This is a genomic window from Rhodonellum sp. (genome assembly GCF_030656585.1).
In the GTDB taxonomy this organism is placed as follows: domain Bacteria; phylum Bacteroidota; class Bacteroidia; order Cytophagales; family Cyclobacteriaceae; genus Rhodonellum; species Rhodonellum psychrophilum.
The window spans coordinates 36,848-53,437 of sequence record NZ_JAUSPP010000015.1 but is presented as its reverse complement, the minus strand read 5'-3'; the positions used below and the strand labels follow the sequence as shown (position 1 = coordinate 53,437).

Below are 16,590 nucleotides of genomic sequence, written 5' to 3'. Positions count from 1 at the left end.
ACGAATTTACGCTGCTTTTCCCGCCAAAGGGCTGTAATTTATCATGCAATCGATTCCGTAAACTAGTACTTCTCTTGTTTATGATTCTTTCAGATTTCAGGGGACACCTAGGTCCTTGACTTTAAAATCGTCAGGTATTCGGGTATGCTCAATCATATGAAGAAAAGGTTTCCACCGATTGTTTTTGACAGCGTTTACAACCTTGTGCAGCGATAGATTTGATTTTTAGCTTTAATTTCACAAGATTTAAAGAAGATATTCCAGAAAAGGATGTCCACTATCAGTGATTTTGGGCAAAGAAAAACACAGAATGAACGAAATCAACATCAAATATTTAGCTGAGAGATTAAAAATGTCCCCCTCGACCGTTTCGAGGGCGCTCAATGACAGTTATGAAATCAGCGAACCCACCAAAATCAAGGTGAAAGCCCTTGCGAAAGAACTCAATTACCAGCCCAATCCCTACGCGAGAAGTCTGAGGAATCACAAAAGCAAAACCATTGCAGTGATCATTCCAGAAAGGATCAACAACTTCTTCAGCCAGGTAATCGACGGAATCGAGGACATCACACAAGAATTGGGTTATCATCTTTTGGTGTACAATTCGCATGAGGATGTTGAAAAAGAGCGAAAGATCATTTCTTTTTTATTGAATGGGAGGGTAGATGCCATCGTGATGTCGGTATCCAGCCAGACCTCCACGATCGACCATTTGGAGATGTTGCATCAAAAAGACATTCCACTGATATTTTTTGACCGAATATGCCAAGAAATCCCAACGACAAAATTCATTACCAATGATTATGAAACCGGCTATCAGGCAGCCGTTCACTTGATCGAAGGGGGATGCAAAAAAATATTTTTCTTATTGTTGTCCAAAGAAATCTCGATAGGTAGAGAGCGCCTGAAAGGATACCGTCAAGCTTTGATGGACCATAATTTGCCTTTTGCCGAAGATTGGGTCATCCAGTGTTCACAATCCGAGGAAGCAAATATCCAGCAGATGACGGCGCTCTTGTACAGCATGGAGCGGCCGGACGGGATTTTGGCCTCCGTCGAAAAGCTGGCCATTGCCACGTATCATGCCATCCGAAAAACAAAGTTAAGAATCCCACAGGACCTCAAAATGGTCAGCTTTTCCAATATGCGGATTGCCGAATTGTTGAATCCTCCCTTGACCACCATCTCTCAGCCTGCTTACGAAATCGGTCTGGAATGTGCAAAATTGCTGATGAAAAAACTGACTCGGAAAAATCAACCCGATTTGGAAAACAAAGTAATTGTACTGCCCTCCAAAATCCATATCAGGGAATCCTCCAAAGGATAAAAAAAAAGGCCAATCTTTCGAAAGGCCTTTTTTTAATGCAATATGATCTAATCAATAACCAGGGTTTTGGGGGAAACTGCTGGCATTGCCTTCTGTTCTATCTATTTGGTTTTGTGGAATTGGACGCAAGACATGGAATGGCTGAATACCTGTTGCCTGTGGATTGTGCAATTTTACGCGATCCAAAAGGATTCCCCATCTTTTAAGATCCAGCCATCTGTGCTGCTCACCCAAAAGCTCACGCGCTCTTTCTTCAATGATCATTTCCATGGTCATCTGGGCTGGAGTGATCAGCATGGAGGCTTCTTTTCCCGGAAAAGCAGCTCTGGTTCTTACAGCATTCACATTTGCCGTGGCTTCAGCTATCTTATTCAACTTCAACTGGGCTTCAGCCAGCAACAGATAGGTTTCTCCTAATCTCATGCCTATATAATGCCGACCACCTTCAAATTGGGTCAAATCGACTCTTCCCGGATCCAGATGCTTTTTAAGGGCCGGAAATAAACGCTCATCGTATCTGCTTGGTACCAAGACCTGATAGGGTTTTTTTGCCCTTTCGGATTCACTCATTTCAAAGCCTGGATCATAAATCGCCGTGTCGCCTAAGGAAAAATTAACCGTTGGTTTTGACTTGTCGAAATTGGTGTTGAAGGTTCCCGGATTGTTGGACAAATAGACTTGTTTGAAGGATCCTTGGTATCTGCTGTCATTTACGCGGTCTGCAAAAATAACGTTCAAGGTGTAATTGGTGGGCTTAAACCTTTTGAAGGGTCTTCCATTCTGAGTATCCCTTCTCATACCCGGCTGCACATCGTATTCCATCAGGAAAAAAACATGTGAATTGTTTCCCCCACCATTGGTCAGAGGGCTTCTGGTATATTGGGCCGAAAAGATAATCTCGTCATTGGTTTCATTCCCAAAAGCATGAACATCTGCAAAGTTATTCAGTAATCTAAAACTATAGTCGCTGATCACTTTCTGGAACAAAGGTTCCGCCTTGGCATAATCATCATTGGCTGCTGCTTCTGAGGTAGCTTTGGTGATGTACACCTTACCCAATAGATTTTCCGCAGCTGGGCGTGTGACTCTTCCATAATTTGCAGATTTGGAAAGTGGCTCCAGATCAGGAATGGCTTCTTCCAAATCTTTGATGATTGCCGCATACATCTGCGGGACGGTCGCCCGACTTACCTGATTGGAAGGAATCACCGATTCGGACAACTGAAGGTCTATTCCCCCGAATAGTTGGGTCATGATAAAGTAATGATGCGCCCTGATGAATTTGACTTCAGCGACCCTTTGCTTTCGGATTGTTTCTGACAAGCCCGTCACATTGGGGGCTCTTTCGATCACCGCATTGCAGGTATTGATGCCTTGGTAAAACTGATCCCATAATTCTCTTGCATGTGCATTCTGACTGTCAAAGTCAGAGGTGTAGAAGTTCATGAATTTGAAAGAACCATCTGCACCATTGGTATAGGTATCCGTACCAAAAACACTGAAATTATTACCTCTTTCCGTGCCGTACCAAGCCCTTATGGAACTGTAGGCCGCATTGACACCGTCATTTAAACCGCTGGCTGTGTTGAGGTAATTGTTTCCCACATTCGAGATTACATTTTCCTCCAGGATATCCTCACAGGCCTGAGTGCCCATCAAAGCCAATCCCAGTATTCCTATTCGGGAATATCTTTTTATAGAATTATATATAATTAAATTTTTCATTTTTTCAGGTGTTTTAAATTTTGACAATTAGAAACGGGCGTTGATACCAAAAGTATACTGCGTCACTGCAGGTGCAATGTTGGAGTTGATGACCCCACCTTCTACGCCTTGCTCACCATCAATAAATGTTTCTGGGTCTATACCCTTATGAATTCTCCTATATTCCGAGAAAATAAACGGCTGCTGCACACTGCTGTAAATTCTCAAACTTTCCATACCCAGCTTGGCCGCCACATTGGCAGGAAGCATATAACCCAAATTGATATTCCTTACTTTCAGGAAAGTTCCATCAAAGTATTGTAGTGAGGAGGAATATTTTGGGAACTCTTGGTTTTGGTTCGGGCGTGGATAATCGTTGGTTGGATTGTCAGGCGTCCAGTAATTGACCGCAAGGTTATTGTATCTTCCAGCCAAAGCATTGAAACCTCCTGTATGAAATGCACTTTGGATCATCGAGCCAAACCTTCCAAAAACAAAGAAGGAGAAATCTATGCCTTTATAGGAAAATCTATTGGTGATACCACCTGAGAAATCAGGAACGGGGGAACCCAAAACCTGTCTATCATCAGCATTGATTCTGCCATCCCCATTGGTGTCCTGAATGCGTATTTCCCCGACGCGGTCACTAAAAGTCAGTGCTTCATCAGCTTGATTGGTTTGCCAGATCCCTAATTTTTTCCAATCAAAGAAAACAGTTATCGGTTGGCCGATAAACCTTCCTGCTCCAATATCATCACCGTTTGACAATTCAAGGATTTCCTCCCTGTTTCGGTTGAAAATAAAATCAGTAGACCATCTGAAACCTCTTCTATCAATGTTGATGGTAGACAAGGTAAGTTCGATTCCTCTGTTTTGGGTTTTACCCACATTGGTTGTAAAACCTCCAAATCCAGTGGAATTCGGAAGGGGCTGTGGAGCCAAAAGGTCAGAAGTAGTGGTCACATAATACTCCAATGTACCAGAGATTCTTCCCTGACTCAACACAAAATCAAGTCCGGCATTCGCAGTGGTTGAAGTCTCCCACCTTAAATTCGGATTTCCGATGGTGTTGGGTCTATACCCAAAAGCGGCAGTGTTTCCGAAGGCATAGGAAGTTCTTGCCAACAAAGGCTGCGTCTGATAAGGATCTATACCCTGATTTCCAATCGCACCATAACTGGTTCTTAGTTTCAATTGATCGATAAAGTTATTGTCCTTTATAAAATTTTCATCACCTAAATTCCAGGCCAAGGCCACAGAAGGAAAATAACCAAATCTGTTGTTTTCACCAAAACGGGAGGAACCATCTGCACGCATGGTAGCGGTAAACATGTATTTTCCTTTATAATCATAATTTAACCTGCCCATAAAAGATAATAATGTCCATTGGATGAGGTTGGTTTCCACACTGGTGATCTGACTGGCATCATTCAACCTGTGCCACAACTGTGATGCTGCGGGTACACCTAACACATTGATATTGCTAAACTCTCTGTTGTCTTTCTGCAAGGATTGAAGCCCTGTGAAATTGAAAGTGTGTGCTTCCTTCAAGGTCTTTGTGTAGGAAATAATATTTTCCAAGGTGTAATTGAACTGGAATTCTTCCTGTATGCTTGCAGTTGGATCTCCGCCTCTTCTTGCGTTTGTTTGACGGCCGGTAAACCTTCCATATCTTCTGATGGTGATATCCGGGCCGAAATTCATCCTATAGGACAATCCTGGTGCGATATCATAAACACCATAGATACTGTTGAAAATCCGATAGCGTTTTTGTAGATCAACTTGGGCACCTGGTACTATTTCTGCCAAAGGATTGGTTCTTAAACCATCCTGGGTGGGTTGGAAATTGATGGAGCCGTCATCGTTGAAGGTCTTACCAAGAGGGTTTTCCTGTAAAGCTCCACCGAGTGGATTGAAATTCTCCCCATTTCTTTCGCTATAAGTAGTTAAAGTGGATGTACCGATTCTGATTTTATCATTGATCTTGTGATCAATGTTGGCTCTGAAGGAATATCTCGAAAAATCCTGGTTTTTCACCACTCCCACATCATTGAAAAAGTTACCGGAAATGTAGAAGGTTGTTTTATCGCTTCCTCCTGATACACCCACTTGATGACTTTGGATATTTCCTGTTCTGGTCAAGGCATCAATGTAGTCAAAACTTCTGCCTAGACGGATGCTTTCCAATTCATTCGGTTCGAACAAAGCCTCATCAGTTGTATATTGGTTGTTGGCTCTTCTTGATTCTCTTTTGTATTCAGCAAATTCTTCCCCGTTGAAGTTTTCAATTCTCCCTAAACTGCTGTTGACACCATAGTAAGAATCAACAGATACCACCGTTTTCCCAACTTTTCCTCTCTTGGTGGTGATGATGACGACTCCATTTGCTCCCCTTGATCCATAAATGGCGGTGGCCGATGCATCTTTCAAAACTTCCATGGACACGATGTCCTGAGGATTCAAGTCATTGATACCCCCTGCGATCGGGATATTGTCCACCACATACAAGGGATCGTTTCCTGCATTGAACGATCGCCGTCCCCGGATTCTTACCTGTGGCGCTGCCCCAGGCTTACTTCCTGCCTGTGTCACATCCACACCGGATGCTCTTCCCTGCAATGCCTGTCTCGCATCCGTGATGGGGAGCTCTCCGATTTCTTTTGAACCCACGGATGAAATCGCCCCTGTCAATTGGCTTTTCTTGACCGTTCCATAACCTACGACAATGACCTCTTCCAAATCGGAGAGATCAAGGGCAAGCTTGATGTTGATGATGGATTGGTTTCCTATCGTCACTTCCTGTGGCACAAAGCCGATGAAGGAGAATACCAAAACGCCACTTTGAGGTGCGCTAAGTGAATAGTTACCATCCAAGTCTGCGGCGGTGCCGATGGTGGTGCCTTTTACAAGTACGGTTGTTCCTGGCACGGGATCTCCGCTTTGATCTGTTATTTTACCCGTAATGGTCCTGTTCTGCCCATAGGCCTGAACGCTGAGGGTAAAAAGGAATAACAAGATTCCTATTTTTTGGTAAATGAATTTTATCATGTCAATTGGGTTATTGGGTTGGTTAATTTTTTTGCGATCAATGGAAATCCTCACTCTTTCTGTTTCATCCTTTTGTGTTTTTAAGGTGTGTTATATTTGTTATAAGTCGTGTTTAATAAAAGTATATTTGTCTGAAGGCAGATGTTCAGGTATAATTCTTTTAAAATATTCAATAAATTAGCGAAAATATGTGGTGCTGTCCAACAAAGAAAATAAAATATTACGCAATCGATTGCGCAATATTTTCGCTGAATAAATTAGATTTTGACCTGCAAAATTATCAATTGACCGTCTACCCAAAGGATCAGCTGCTTTGATTGGTCCAATCTTCATTAAATTCGCTTCTGTTTTTTTCTGCTTTTCGGTTTTATTTTGTTCAATATTTTTCAGAATCAAAGAACAGAAGCGGTCATCGGTATTCAAGTACAATCCTTTCTTTTGTGTTTTTTTCAATCAAAGGAAAGCCCTTCACCAAACTTAAAAAGTGCATATCCTGAAGGTTTCAAGTGTCCCGGTACATCCGATTGGTTTTCCAAAACCGCCTGAGTGGAAAGAGGTGTGGTCAAAGGCATTTTCCCGGTTGGGGAGAACTTCCCTGTCATAATATCTAAAATGGCATCTGATGAAGTGCCGAATGTGGCCAATACCGTTTTCACGTTTTCATTATAGATTTCCTCAATTATCCAAGGGCTCGTATAATTGATGAGGACCACTGTGGGTTTGGTTGAGGTGATGCTGTTCACATGGTTTACATCAATTTTGCAATCCGACAATTTGAGGGAAAGTGGCTGATCAGTGGAATTGAACAAGCTTGTAAAAGTGGGTGTCAACCATAAGATGACCAAATCAGCTTCTTCTTTTGAGCCCACAAAATCCAGTGCCCAATGGTTGGCCGTCGGTTGGATGACTGTTATGGGATTGTCGGTTCGCCCATTGTCATAATAGGATTCAAAGTAAACTTTCGTTTTGGGTGCCATTGGAAGAGTTTGGTTGTCATTCCTCAGCAATACAATGGATTTTCTCATGGCCAGATCTCCCTTGGCTTGAAAATCAGCATTTCCTACGATTTTTTCGGCGGCAGCAACATCCACAAAGGGGTCCTCGAACAAGCCCAATAAGAATTTCTCCTTCAATAATCTGGCAATGGATTCGTCAATGCGCGCTTCTGAAACCAATCCGTTTTTTACCGTTTCAAGCAATAGGGTGGGGTCTGCCGTTCCGGAAAATAAATCGACACCACTTTCCAAGGCTCTTTGATAGCGTTGATGGATCGAAAGTTCTTCTACTCCCCAAGGCATCATTTCTATGGGACCGGTATCTGAATTGACGATTCCCTGAAAACCCATTTTATCTCTTAACAAATCTTTGATTATGGCTTTATTGTAAGCAAATGCCACTTCCTCGTATTCTGTCCCGATTGGTTTTGCATAGTAGGGCATGATGGAAGAAGTCCCGGCATCGATGGCCGCCTGAAATGGCTTGAGGTGATATTCGAACATGTTTCCTGGATAATGTTGATCCTGACCCCAAACAAAATGTGGATCATGTCCCGCTACTTGCGGACCTCCGCCCGGAAAATGTTTTGTGGTCAATGCAACCGACCCAAGCCCTAATTTTTCCCCTTGAAAACCCAACACCACTTCTCGGATCATGTCCGCAGCAAGATCTGCATCCTCGCCAAAAGTCCCCTCATTTCTTTGCCATCTCGGCTCAGTGGCGAGGTCTGCCATATATTGATATCCTTTTCGGAGGCCGACAGCTGCCCATTCCTGTCTTGCTATTTCTGCAAATTCTCTCGTCAACGGTAAATCACGCATGGCCGCCAATCCCAGTTCCCCTGGCCACTTGGAAAAAACAGTTGTGCCCTGGCTCAGTCCAATGGAGGCGTCCACGGTGATATGGTTTCGGGGGTTGGAAGCAACGATTGCAGGTATGCCCAAACGGGAATTTTCGCACAATTCCTGGAGATTGTTGCTCCATTCCGCCATGATTTTTGTGGACGTATTGGCCCGCAAGATCAAGTGGCGCAAATGCAATTCGGTAATCCCTTTGGTCGTGCCGGCAGCCATCATCATGGGATAGGGGAGTGGTTTCCTGGTAAACATGTTCATTTCCTGGACAAGGTCTTTCTCATTGAACCCCTTAGAAATCTCGGCCTTTGGAGCCCCTTGCTCGAAAGAAAAATCCCCCGCCAACCGGGTGGTGCTGATCAGCATAAAACCGATTTTTTCTTCCAAAGTCATTCGTTGGATAAGGTCACTGATCCTATCTTCTACAGGCAAGCGCCAATCTTCGTAACCATCAATTTTCCCGTTTTTGTTCAAGTCTTTGAAAAGGAAACCCTCCTTTTCCAATAGCTCGACATTCTTATATCCCAATTTGATCTGGGCGGATTGTTGTGCTGTGGCGTTCCCTAATGAGAAAATGAATAAAAGAGTAACGATAAGGGTCTTTTTGATTTTTAGCTTGTCCATAATGGCGTTGATATGTAATTTCCTGAATGGAATTAAATTCTTTTTAATTGAATTTAAGAACAATTAAATTTTATATACTTGACTAAAATAAAACAATAGTATGGAAAATAGTCAAATTTGAATTTTTTTAGTTACGGAAACGATTTCGGTTTTTGAACCCAAAATAGGTGTCTGGATTCCTAAAAGGGCTTGAACCTAAATAAAAACAGATTATTTGGGGATTAAGGCAAATTACTGATATTGTGAAGTCAAAAAATGCAAAGAACGGAAGCGTATCAGGTGATTTCAGACTGGAATTGAATTGATAATGCATGACTCGGGATAAACCCGAAATATGCAATAGGTTTTCAAATGGGATTGAAATTGAAAGAAAATCAGACAATTGGGAGACCAATTCCTGACACCGATATGGCGATGTCAATACAAGTCAACAGCGGACTAATGATCAGATCAATACAGTATTGAAAGGCATTCGCAAGGCATAAAAAGGGTAAAATTCGTTTTTGGTCAAAAAAAAGCACTGGACCTTTTCAGATTCAGCGCTTTTTCCAACAGGTTCAAGTGGTTTTAGATTTTTGGCTCCCAGCCTTTTTCATACTCCCTTGACCAAAGGGACATGGCTTTTGGATTGTTCAAAATATGACCGTTTTTTGGATCACATTCGAAGTTTTCCTTTGTGCGGGAGGAGATGTTGGCCAAATGGCAGAGCAAAGTGCTTTTTGCGCCTTCATCGATAGGGGATTTTTGTGTGGCTTTTCCCCTTATGGCATCGAAGAAATTGATCACGTGGTCCGTGCTCGTATCTCCGCCACCACCAAGATTGGTGCTTCCTTCAATACTTCCAGACACTTTTTCTTCAATCATTTTTCCTGAAATGTCGAACAGCTGATATTTCCCTCTGTCCACCATCACGGATCCTTCGGTGCCGAAAATAATCGTGCCCCGGTCTGCGCCATAGGTTTTGTAATTGTTGCGGCTTTTTCCATCCCACTGGATGGTCTTGTCTCCTTCAAATTTGAAAGTGGCCAACATCGTGTCGTACATGGTCCAACCGTCGTTGACGTAATGGTACTTTCCAGAATCTACTGTCACTTTGTTTGGAAAGTTTGTCTGGAGTGCCCATCTGGCCACATCGAGTTCGTGCGTGGCATTGTTGCCGGTTTCGGCAGTGCCAAAATCCCAGCCGTACCAATGCCAATTGTAATCCCAGGTGTCATGCATGTACGGCTTTCTGGGAGAAGGCCCTTGGAACAAATCCCAATCCAAGCCTTCAGGAGCATTTGCGGCTTTTGGAACCGGAGATTCGCCTCTGTTATTGGTGTAAAATGCTGTTGCCATATAGGCGTTTCCGATGATCCCGTTGTGGATCTTGTTGACGATTTCGATGGTATGATCGGATGATCTTTGCTGGTTGCCCATCTGCACGACCTTCCCATATTTCTTTTGGTACTCCACGAGCAATTCACCTTCTCGGGGATTGTGGCTGCAGGGTTTTTCCACGTAGACATTTTTGCCGGCCTCAAGGGCAAGCCAGGTTCCCGGTGCATGCCAATGGTCTGGTGTCGCATTGATGATCGCATCGATGTCTTTGTCTTCGATGACTTTGAAAAAACTGTTTTCCAGTTTGGGAATGTAATCGATATGCTTGGAGAAATTGGCGGCAGCCTTTTCTCTTTGGGATTTCATCACATCACAGAGATAGACGAGATTGACATTGCTGCTTTTCAGACCAATGGGTTGGTAAAAGGCACCAAGTCTTCTTCCAAGACCGATGATTCCGATGTTCAGTCGGTCATTTGCACCAAGAATGTTTCCATAGCTTTTTGCAGAAAACCCGATGGCTCCCAATGTGGAAAGTCCGGCAGTGGCCAAGGTGGATTTCTTGATGAAATCCCTTCTTGAATGGTTCGATTTTTTCATATATAATGGGTTCTTGTCAATCCTATTTGCAAGTTGATCAGGTTTATTTCAAGGTTTTGATTTTGATATTCTTGTAGCTTACCGCATCGCCATGATCCTGAAGGAGGATGTGTCCTTCTTCGGCTTCACCGAAATTTTCCCAGACGCTGTATTTGCTTTTGGCAACCAAGTCCCTGTATTCCTGAGAACCTCTTTGGAACTCCAGCACTTTTACACCATTGAGGTAATGTTCCACTTTATTGTCAGGATAAACGACCACACGGCCCGTATTCCATTGGCCAATTGGCTTGACAAATCGGGGTTGTTTGTTCGCCTTGATCAAGTCATAAAGCGAAGCGAGCGTTCTGTTTCCCTCAAATCCCATTTTGGCATCGGGATGTTTTTCATCATCCAGCACCTGATATTCCAAACCGATGGCGGAACCCTGGTTTTTTTCTGAAAGGGTCACAAAATATTTTACGCCACTGTTGGCGCCTTCGGTCAACTTAAAGTCAAAAGTCAGGTCGAATGCTTTGTATTTTTCCTTGGTGACAATATCCCCATAAGAGGTGGATTCACTTCCGTCAGAAGCCTGCATCGATAATATGCCCTCTTTGATGTTCCATCCTTTCTCGGGAAATGTTTCCTTGTAAGCACCGATCCACCCTTCGGAAGATTGGCCATCGAAGAGCAGTTTCCAGCCCTTGCTTTTTTCGTATTCGGTCAAGTCATTCAATTTGGTATTGGTCACGAAGACATCCCCTTCAAAAGGTGTGGGTTCCAGATTTTCGGTTTTGACCCTGGCATTTCTGAAATAGGTCATTTTACCTTCATCTTCCGGATTTTGAATGCTGTGCACCTGAAGACCGATGAATCCCTTTGCATCCACATCATCCACGACATAGGCAACTTCTTGTCCATTGATCCAGGATTTGATTTCGTTTCCGATCGCTTCGATACGGTAGGTGTTCCACTCGCCCATTTTGAAAGCACTTTTGGCTTTTGGATTCAAGTCAAGCGGATAAAGCCATCCTCTTCTTGCCTCGTCGTACAAGCCACCCGACCAAGCTCTTTCTGTCGGATCCGCTTCGATCTGGTAGCCAAATACCAAACCTTTTCCATCCCGGGCGGCAGGATCAAACTGACCTCTTACCATCACACCGGAATTGCTCGTAAGGTCCTCGATTTTAAGGTCCACTTCGAAAATATAATCTCCGAATACTTCGTCGGTAATCAAAAAGGTGTTGGGTGTGTTGGCCTTGGCATATCCAATGATCACCCCGTCCTTGATCTCAAATGGGGCTTCTCCCATGACCGCTTTCCAGCCGGTCAAGGTCTTTCCATCAAACAGCGCTCTCCATTCACTGACTTCCGTTTTTTCGGCAGGGGAACAGGATAAAATTAGAAAAGAAAGGATACAGGTGAATATTGAAATACTGGATTTTTTCATGGTTTAAATTTTGGGTTTCGGATTTCGATTGTTCAAATTCCTTAAATAGCGCATCAAATTCAAGGATGGCAAAGAGTTTATTTACGGAAACGTTTGCGACTATTTGCGTTTTTCAGATTTTTATTCTTAAAATATACAATTAACTTTAATAGGCTTCTTTAAAAAATTCGATTTAGAGAATTATCGGGAATTGTTCTTTTCAATCCCAAAATTTCAAGCAGGTACCGGTGGATCTTTTGGATTATCAAATCCGATTTTCGAGCGGAATATTCTTGATACGCTCAAGTTTGGGCTCCCAAAAGGATGATTATTTGATTTTGGGAATCAACAGGGGAGAGAAAAAATCAAATATTCGATAAAGACAAGACCAGAAAGCTGGATCAATACATGACAAAACCCACACAACCAAAAAACCTTTGAAGATGAAAATAAGCTACAAGTCAATCCTTTTTTGCTTTTCCCTTTTTGGATTTTGCGCATTTGTCCCTGCCATCGCCCAGCAAAGTCCAACACCAATCAATCAAAATCCCATTGCCACGCCATGGGCCGCCCAAGTCGATAAAGTGCTTCCCCTTCCGGAGTATCCGAGGCCGCAAATGGTCAGAAGTTCCTGGATGAACCTCAATGGTATTTGGGAATATGCGATTTTGGATAAGAACATCTCCAAGCCAGTTGGCTTTCAGGGGGATATCCTCGTTCCTTTTCCCGTCGAATCCCATCTTTCGAAAGTGGCCAAAGCCGTGGGGGCAGAGAATCACCTGTGGTACAAAAAATCCCTGGAGATAAAGATTCCCTCCAAAAAAGGTAGAACGCTTCTGCATTTTGGAGCGGTGGATTGGGAAGCCGAAGTTTTTGTCAATGGAACCTCTGTTGGCGTGCATCAGGGAGGCTTTGCTCCCTTTTCCTTTGATATCACCGCCCAATTGAAGAAATCCGGTAAGCAGGAAATCATGGTCCGAGTCTGGGATCCAACCGATCAGGGCCCACAGCCAAGGGGCAAGCAGGTAAACAAACCCGGAAGTATTTGGTACACCCCAGTCACCGGGATTTGGCAGACGGTCTGGCTGGAAAATGTGCCGGAAACTTATATTTCCAAGCTCAAAATCAGCCCGGATTGGGACAAGGATCAGTTTAGGATCCAAACCGATTTGGAAGGGGGAGTGGCGAATCAAAAGGTTCAAATCAAGGTCTTGGAAGGCGGAAAGGTTTTGGCCGAAACAATGGGGAATCCAGGCCAGGAATTGGTTTTGAAAATATCCGAACCCAAAAGTTGGTCACCTGAAAATCCATTTCTTTACGATCTCGAAATCAACCTGCTCCAAGGAAAGAAAATCATCGACCAGGTAGAATCCTATGCGGCACTCCGGAAAATCAGCATGGTAAAGGATGCGCAAGGTTTTCAAAGAATGCAGCTCAACAATGAGGTCTCGTTCCAATACGGCCCCCTGGATCAAGGTTGGTGGCCGGACGGACTTTACACCGCACCCACAGATGAGGCCCTTGCTTTTGACATCCTCAAAACCAAGGAAATGGGCTTCAACATGATCCGGAAACACGTAAAAGTAGAACCTGCCCGCTGGTATTACCATTGTGATCGATTGGGAATAATGGTTTGGCAGGACATGCCAAGTGGAGATATGGGCAACAATTGGGAATCTAGGCCGGGAATCATTGGGAAAGGAACAGACAAGGAAAGAACTGCCGAATCAGAAAAAATATTCAACCAGGAATGGAAAGCGATCATGGATGCCAACCATCACTTCCCTTCCATCGTCGTCTGGGTTCCCTTCAATGAAGCTTGGGGACAATTCAAAACCCGTGAAATCACAGAATGGACAAAAAACTACGATCCCACCAGATTGGTCAACAGTGCCAGTGGAGGGAATTTTGAGATGGAAGGCGCCAAGATCACGGGAGACATTTTTGACCTTCACAACTATCCCGATCCGGTCATGCCCGATCCCGGTATCTATGGCAAAATACAGATTTTGGTTTTGGGGGAATTTGGTGGTTTGGGACTGCCCATCGAAGGCCATACCTGGCAGGAAAAAGACAATTGGGGTTACCAAAGTTTTAAGTCCGAGGCAGAACTCCTCAAAAGATATGAAAAGCTGATGGTGGATCTTCAGAAACTCATTCCAAAGGGCTTGGCTGCGGCGGTCTATACCCAGACGACCGATGTGGAAGTAGAGACCAATGGCTTGATGACCTATGATCGGAAAGTGATCAAAATCCCGGTAGAAGTGCTGAAAAAACTGCATCAGCCTTTGTATCAGAAATAAATTCTTGTCTAAACCGTAGACAATAGCAGGAAAGAATTTATCGGGAAATCAGTTTTCCCGATGGATTTTCTTTCCTAAAAATCGCGAATGGGATGCTCCAAGAGCGGCTTGAAGAAATTAACTCCTTGGTTCAATAACCCTTAACCGAATTGCCGATCTTCATCAAAACACTTTTCTGTCCAAAACCTTTAATTATGAAAATTTTATTTCGCCTTTCTTACTTTTTCTTTGTCCTCAACTTGCTTTCCTGCAATCCAAAGAGTGAAAATCAAGCCTTGGTGTTTTCCGGAAATCCGATTTTCGAAGGGTGGTATGCCGACCCTGAAGTGATCTTGTATGGGGATACGTATTGGATTTATCCGACGTATTCGGATGAGTTTTCCAAGCAGACATTTATGGATTGTTTTTCTTCCAAGGACCTGGTCAATTGGACCAAGCATGAGAACATAGTCGACACTGCAGCCGTGGTTTGGGCAGATAGCGCACTATGGGCTCCTGGTGTGATTGAAAACAAGGGGAAATATTACCTGTTCTTTGCCGCCAATGATGTGCACGAAGGCCAAGTCGGCGGAATAGGCGTAGCCGTTGCAGATGTGCCGCAGGGGCCCTTTAAGGATTTGTTGGGCAAACCGCTGATCAATGAGATCGTCAATGGTGCCCAACCCATTGATCAATTCGTGTTCAAGGATCTCGATGGATCGCATTATATGTATTATGGGGGATGGGGAAGATGCAATGTGGTCAAGCTGAATCCGGATTTTACGGGCTTGGTTCCTTTTGAAGATGGTGAAATCTTCAGGGAAGTCACCCCGGAAAATTATGTGGAAGGTCCGTTTATGTTTGTCCGAAATGGGAAATATTATTTTATGTGGTCCGAAGGTGGCTGGACAGGTCCCGACTATAAAGTGGCTTATGCGATTTCTGACAATCCTTTCGGTCCTTTCGAGCGGGTGGGCATCGTGCTGGAACAAGATCCCGAGGTGGCCACGGGAGCAGGGCACCATTCCGTTTTGCATGAACCCGAATCGGGTCAATATTACATTGTTTATCACCGGAGGCCTCTTGGCGAGACCGACCGCAACCATCGCGTTACTTGTATCGATAAAATGGAATTTGATGAAAAGGGATTTATTTTGCCTGTAAAAATCACTTTTGAAGGAGTGGAAGCAAATCCTTTGGGGGAATAATAGAAATTCATTCAACTTTAATTCTTGATTCCAATCAGCTTGTCCCTCGCTTCATCAGCAATTTATTTCTTTAACCTAGGGTCAAAATGAAAAAATTCCCGACTGAGCAATTCTACTTCCGAGAATCTCGGATGCCAACAATTGAGCAAGTAATTGAAGGAGGAAGGAATAATGCTGCTGGGTACTTTGAGAGCAAGGGTGGATTTTTGGATGGCCCATTTGCTTCCCATTTCGGCCAATATCGTGGGAGCAGGATATTTGAACCAATTTTTCGGCAAGGCATCTCCTTTAATTTCCTCAATGGAATCATCCGGAATCTTGAGGATCAGCAATTCCATTTGAGGGACCAACATCGGGGGAGTATTCACCACGGTTTCCAAAAGGGAAAGGGCTTGGCTTTCGCTGGTATAAAGCACAGGAATCCCTTTTTTATTCCATCTTCCGCCGAAAAGGGCTGCGCCCATCCCGGAAAGATCATGTGCATATTTACTCCCTGCAATCCTGTAAACCAACATCCTCAGCTATACACCCCATATTCGATCCTTCCCAAAAGGTCGGAAATCTTAGATATTCCTTCGGGAACTTCCGTAAGTGCCATAGGTCTCAATCCTCCCAATGCAGTATTGGGAAGCTCCATCCATTTGAAAAAATCTTCTTTGGATCCAAAGACTTCCATGCCATAAAGAAACAAATCCGTGACCTCCAATAACTTAATAGAGGCATTGCGGGAAAGCTTTTGCTGGGCTTTGAGATGCCGATAAAGTGTGGGCTCGGAGGTGTCCAAAATAGCGGCTACCTGACCCAATGACACATCAAATGCTTCCCTAAAGTTTTGGACGGCATAGATGGCAATACCTTCCTGAGCGGCTGATAAAAAATCCATGGGATTGTCAATTTCTTCTGGGAAATTACTCTTGCCCAAGGTCTCTGTCAAATCTTGATAGCGCTTCTGTGTCATTGTCTTGTTATCAAATGATAAATTATTTTATCAATAAATAAATTTAGGGATTTTATTGATGAGGAGAAAATCTTAATCGCTTTATTTTCAAATATTTAATATTTTTCGATAGAATGATGCCCATAGGGCATTTTGATTTGAATTGCGGGCTTTGGAAATCTGATTTCCCCAAAACCGTTTCATCCTTTTCTCATACCTTTTAAAAACAATCCGAAACGATTAAAAGGATTCTGTTTTGTATTGGTGTTCAAATTGGATTAC

At 43.5% G+C, this 16,590-nt stretch carries 11 protein-coding genes; 3 read left to right on the top strand and 8 right to left on the bottom strand.

Annotated elements, in window-relative coordinates:
* Positions 1-310: 310 nt before the first annotated feature.
* Positions 311-1,327 (top strand): LacI family DNA-binding transcriptional regulator, encoded by a 1,017-nt coding sequence (locus Q7J63_RS02740; RefSeq protein ID WP_026333866.1) that lies wholly within the window; start codon positions 311-313, stop codon positions 1,325-1,327.
* A 51-nt stretch (positions 1,328-1,378) separates the two neighbouring features.
* On the opposite strand, the gene Q7J63_RS02735 is transcribed toward Q7J63_RS02740, so the two are convergent.
* From Q7J63_RS02735 to Q7J63_RS02710, 6 genes are all read right to left on the bottom strand, one after another.
* On the bottom strand, positions 1,379-3,052 hold the full coding sequence (locus Q7J63_RS02735) for a RagB/SusD family nutrient uptake outer membrane protein (RefSeq protein WP_304883859.1): 1,674 nt from the start codon (positions 3,050-3,052) through the stop codon (positions 1,379-1,381).
* A 27-nt stretch (positions 3,053-3,079) separates the two neighbouring features.
* Entirely contained in the window at positions 3,080-6,079 is a 3,000-nt protein-coding gene (locus Q7J63_RS02730; RefSeq protein WP_304883858.1) for a TonB-dependent receptor, read from the bottom strand.
* 177 nt (positions 6,080-6,256) lie between these two features.
* Positions 6,257-6,502 (bottom strand): hypothetical protein, encoded by a 246-nt coding sequence (locus Q7J63_RS02725; protein ID WP_304883857.1) that lies wholly within the window; start codon positions 6,500-6,502, stop codon positions 6,257-6,259.
* 26 nt (positions 6,503-6,528) lie between these two features.
* The gene (locus Q7J63_RS02720) at positions 6,529-8,553 is read right to left on the bottom strand and encodes a glycoside hydrolase family 3 N-terminal domain-containing protein (protein ID WP_304883856.1); all 2,025 of its coding nucleotides are present in this window, start codon (positions 8,551-8,553) and stop codon (positions 6,529-6,531) included.
* A 567-nt stretch (positions 8,554-9,120) separates the two neighbouring features.
* Complete coding sequence (locus tag Q7J63_RS02715; protein ID WP_304883855.1) at positions 9,121-10,473, bottom strand: Gfo/Idh/MocA family protein; 1,353 nt, start codon at positions 10,471-10,473, stop codon at positions 9,121-9,123.
* Positions 10,474-10,516: 43 nt separating this feature from the next.
* Positions 10,517-11,902 carry a DUF1080 domain-containing protein gene (locus Q7J63_RS02710; RefSeq protein ID WP_304883854.1) on the bottom strand — a complete coding sequence of 462 codons (1,386 nt, stop codon included), beginning with the start codon at positions 11,900-11,902 and terminating at the stop codon, positions 10,517-10,519.
* A 422-nt stretch (positions 11,903-12,324) separates the two neighbouring features.
* On the opposite strand from Q7J63_RS02710, the gene Q7J63_RS02705 reads away from it, so the two are divergent.
* Complete coding sequence (locus Q7J63_RS02705; RefSeq protein ID WP_304883853.1) at positions 12,325-14,184, top strand: glycoside hydrolase family 2 protein; 1,860 nt, start codon at positions 12,325-12,327, stop codon at positions 14,182-14,184.
* Positions 14,185-14,378: 194 nt separating this feature from the next.
* The gene (locus Q7J63_RS02700) at positions 14,379-15,371 is read left to right on the top strand and encodes a glycoside hydrolase family 43 protein (RefSeq protein ID WP_304883852.1); all 993 of its coding nucleotides are present in this window, start codon (positions 14,379-14,381) and stop codon (positions 15,369-15,371) included.
* A gap of 62 nt (positions 15,372-15,433) precedes the next feature.
* Here the strand turns inward: Q7J63_RS02700 and Q7J63_RS02695 are convergent, their stop codons facing one another.
* Together Q7J63_RS02695 and Q7J63_RS02690 are read right to left on the bottom strand one after the other, a co-directional pair.
* Entirely contained in the window at positions 15,434-15,886 is a 453-nt protein-coding gene (locus Q7J63_RS02695) for an RES family NAD+ phosphorylase (RefSeq protein ID WP_304883851.1), read from the bottom strand.
* A gap of 2 nt (positions 15,887-15,888) precedes the next feature.
* Entirely contained in the window at positions 15,889-16,329 is a 441-nt protein-coding gene (locus tag Q7J63_RS02690) for an antitoxin Xre/MbcA/ParS toxin-binding domain-containing protein (protein WP_019600645.1), read from the bottom strand.
* Between the last annotated feature and the right edge of the window lie 261 nt (positions 16,330-16,590).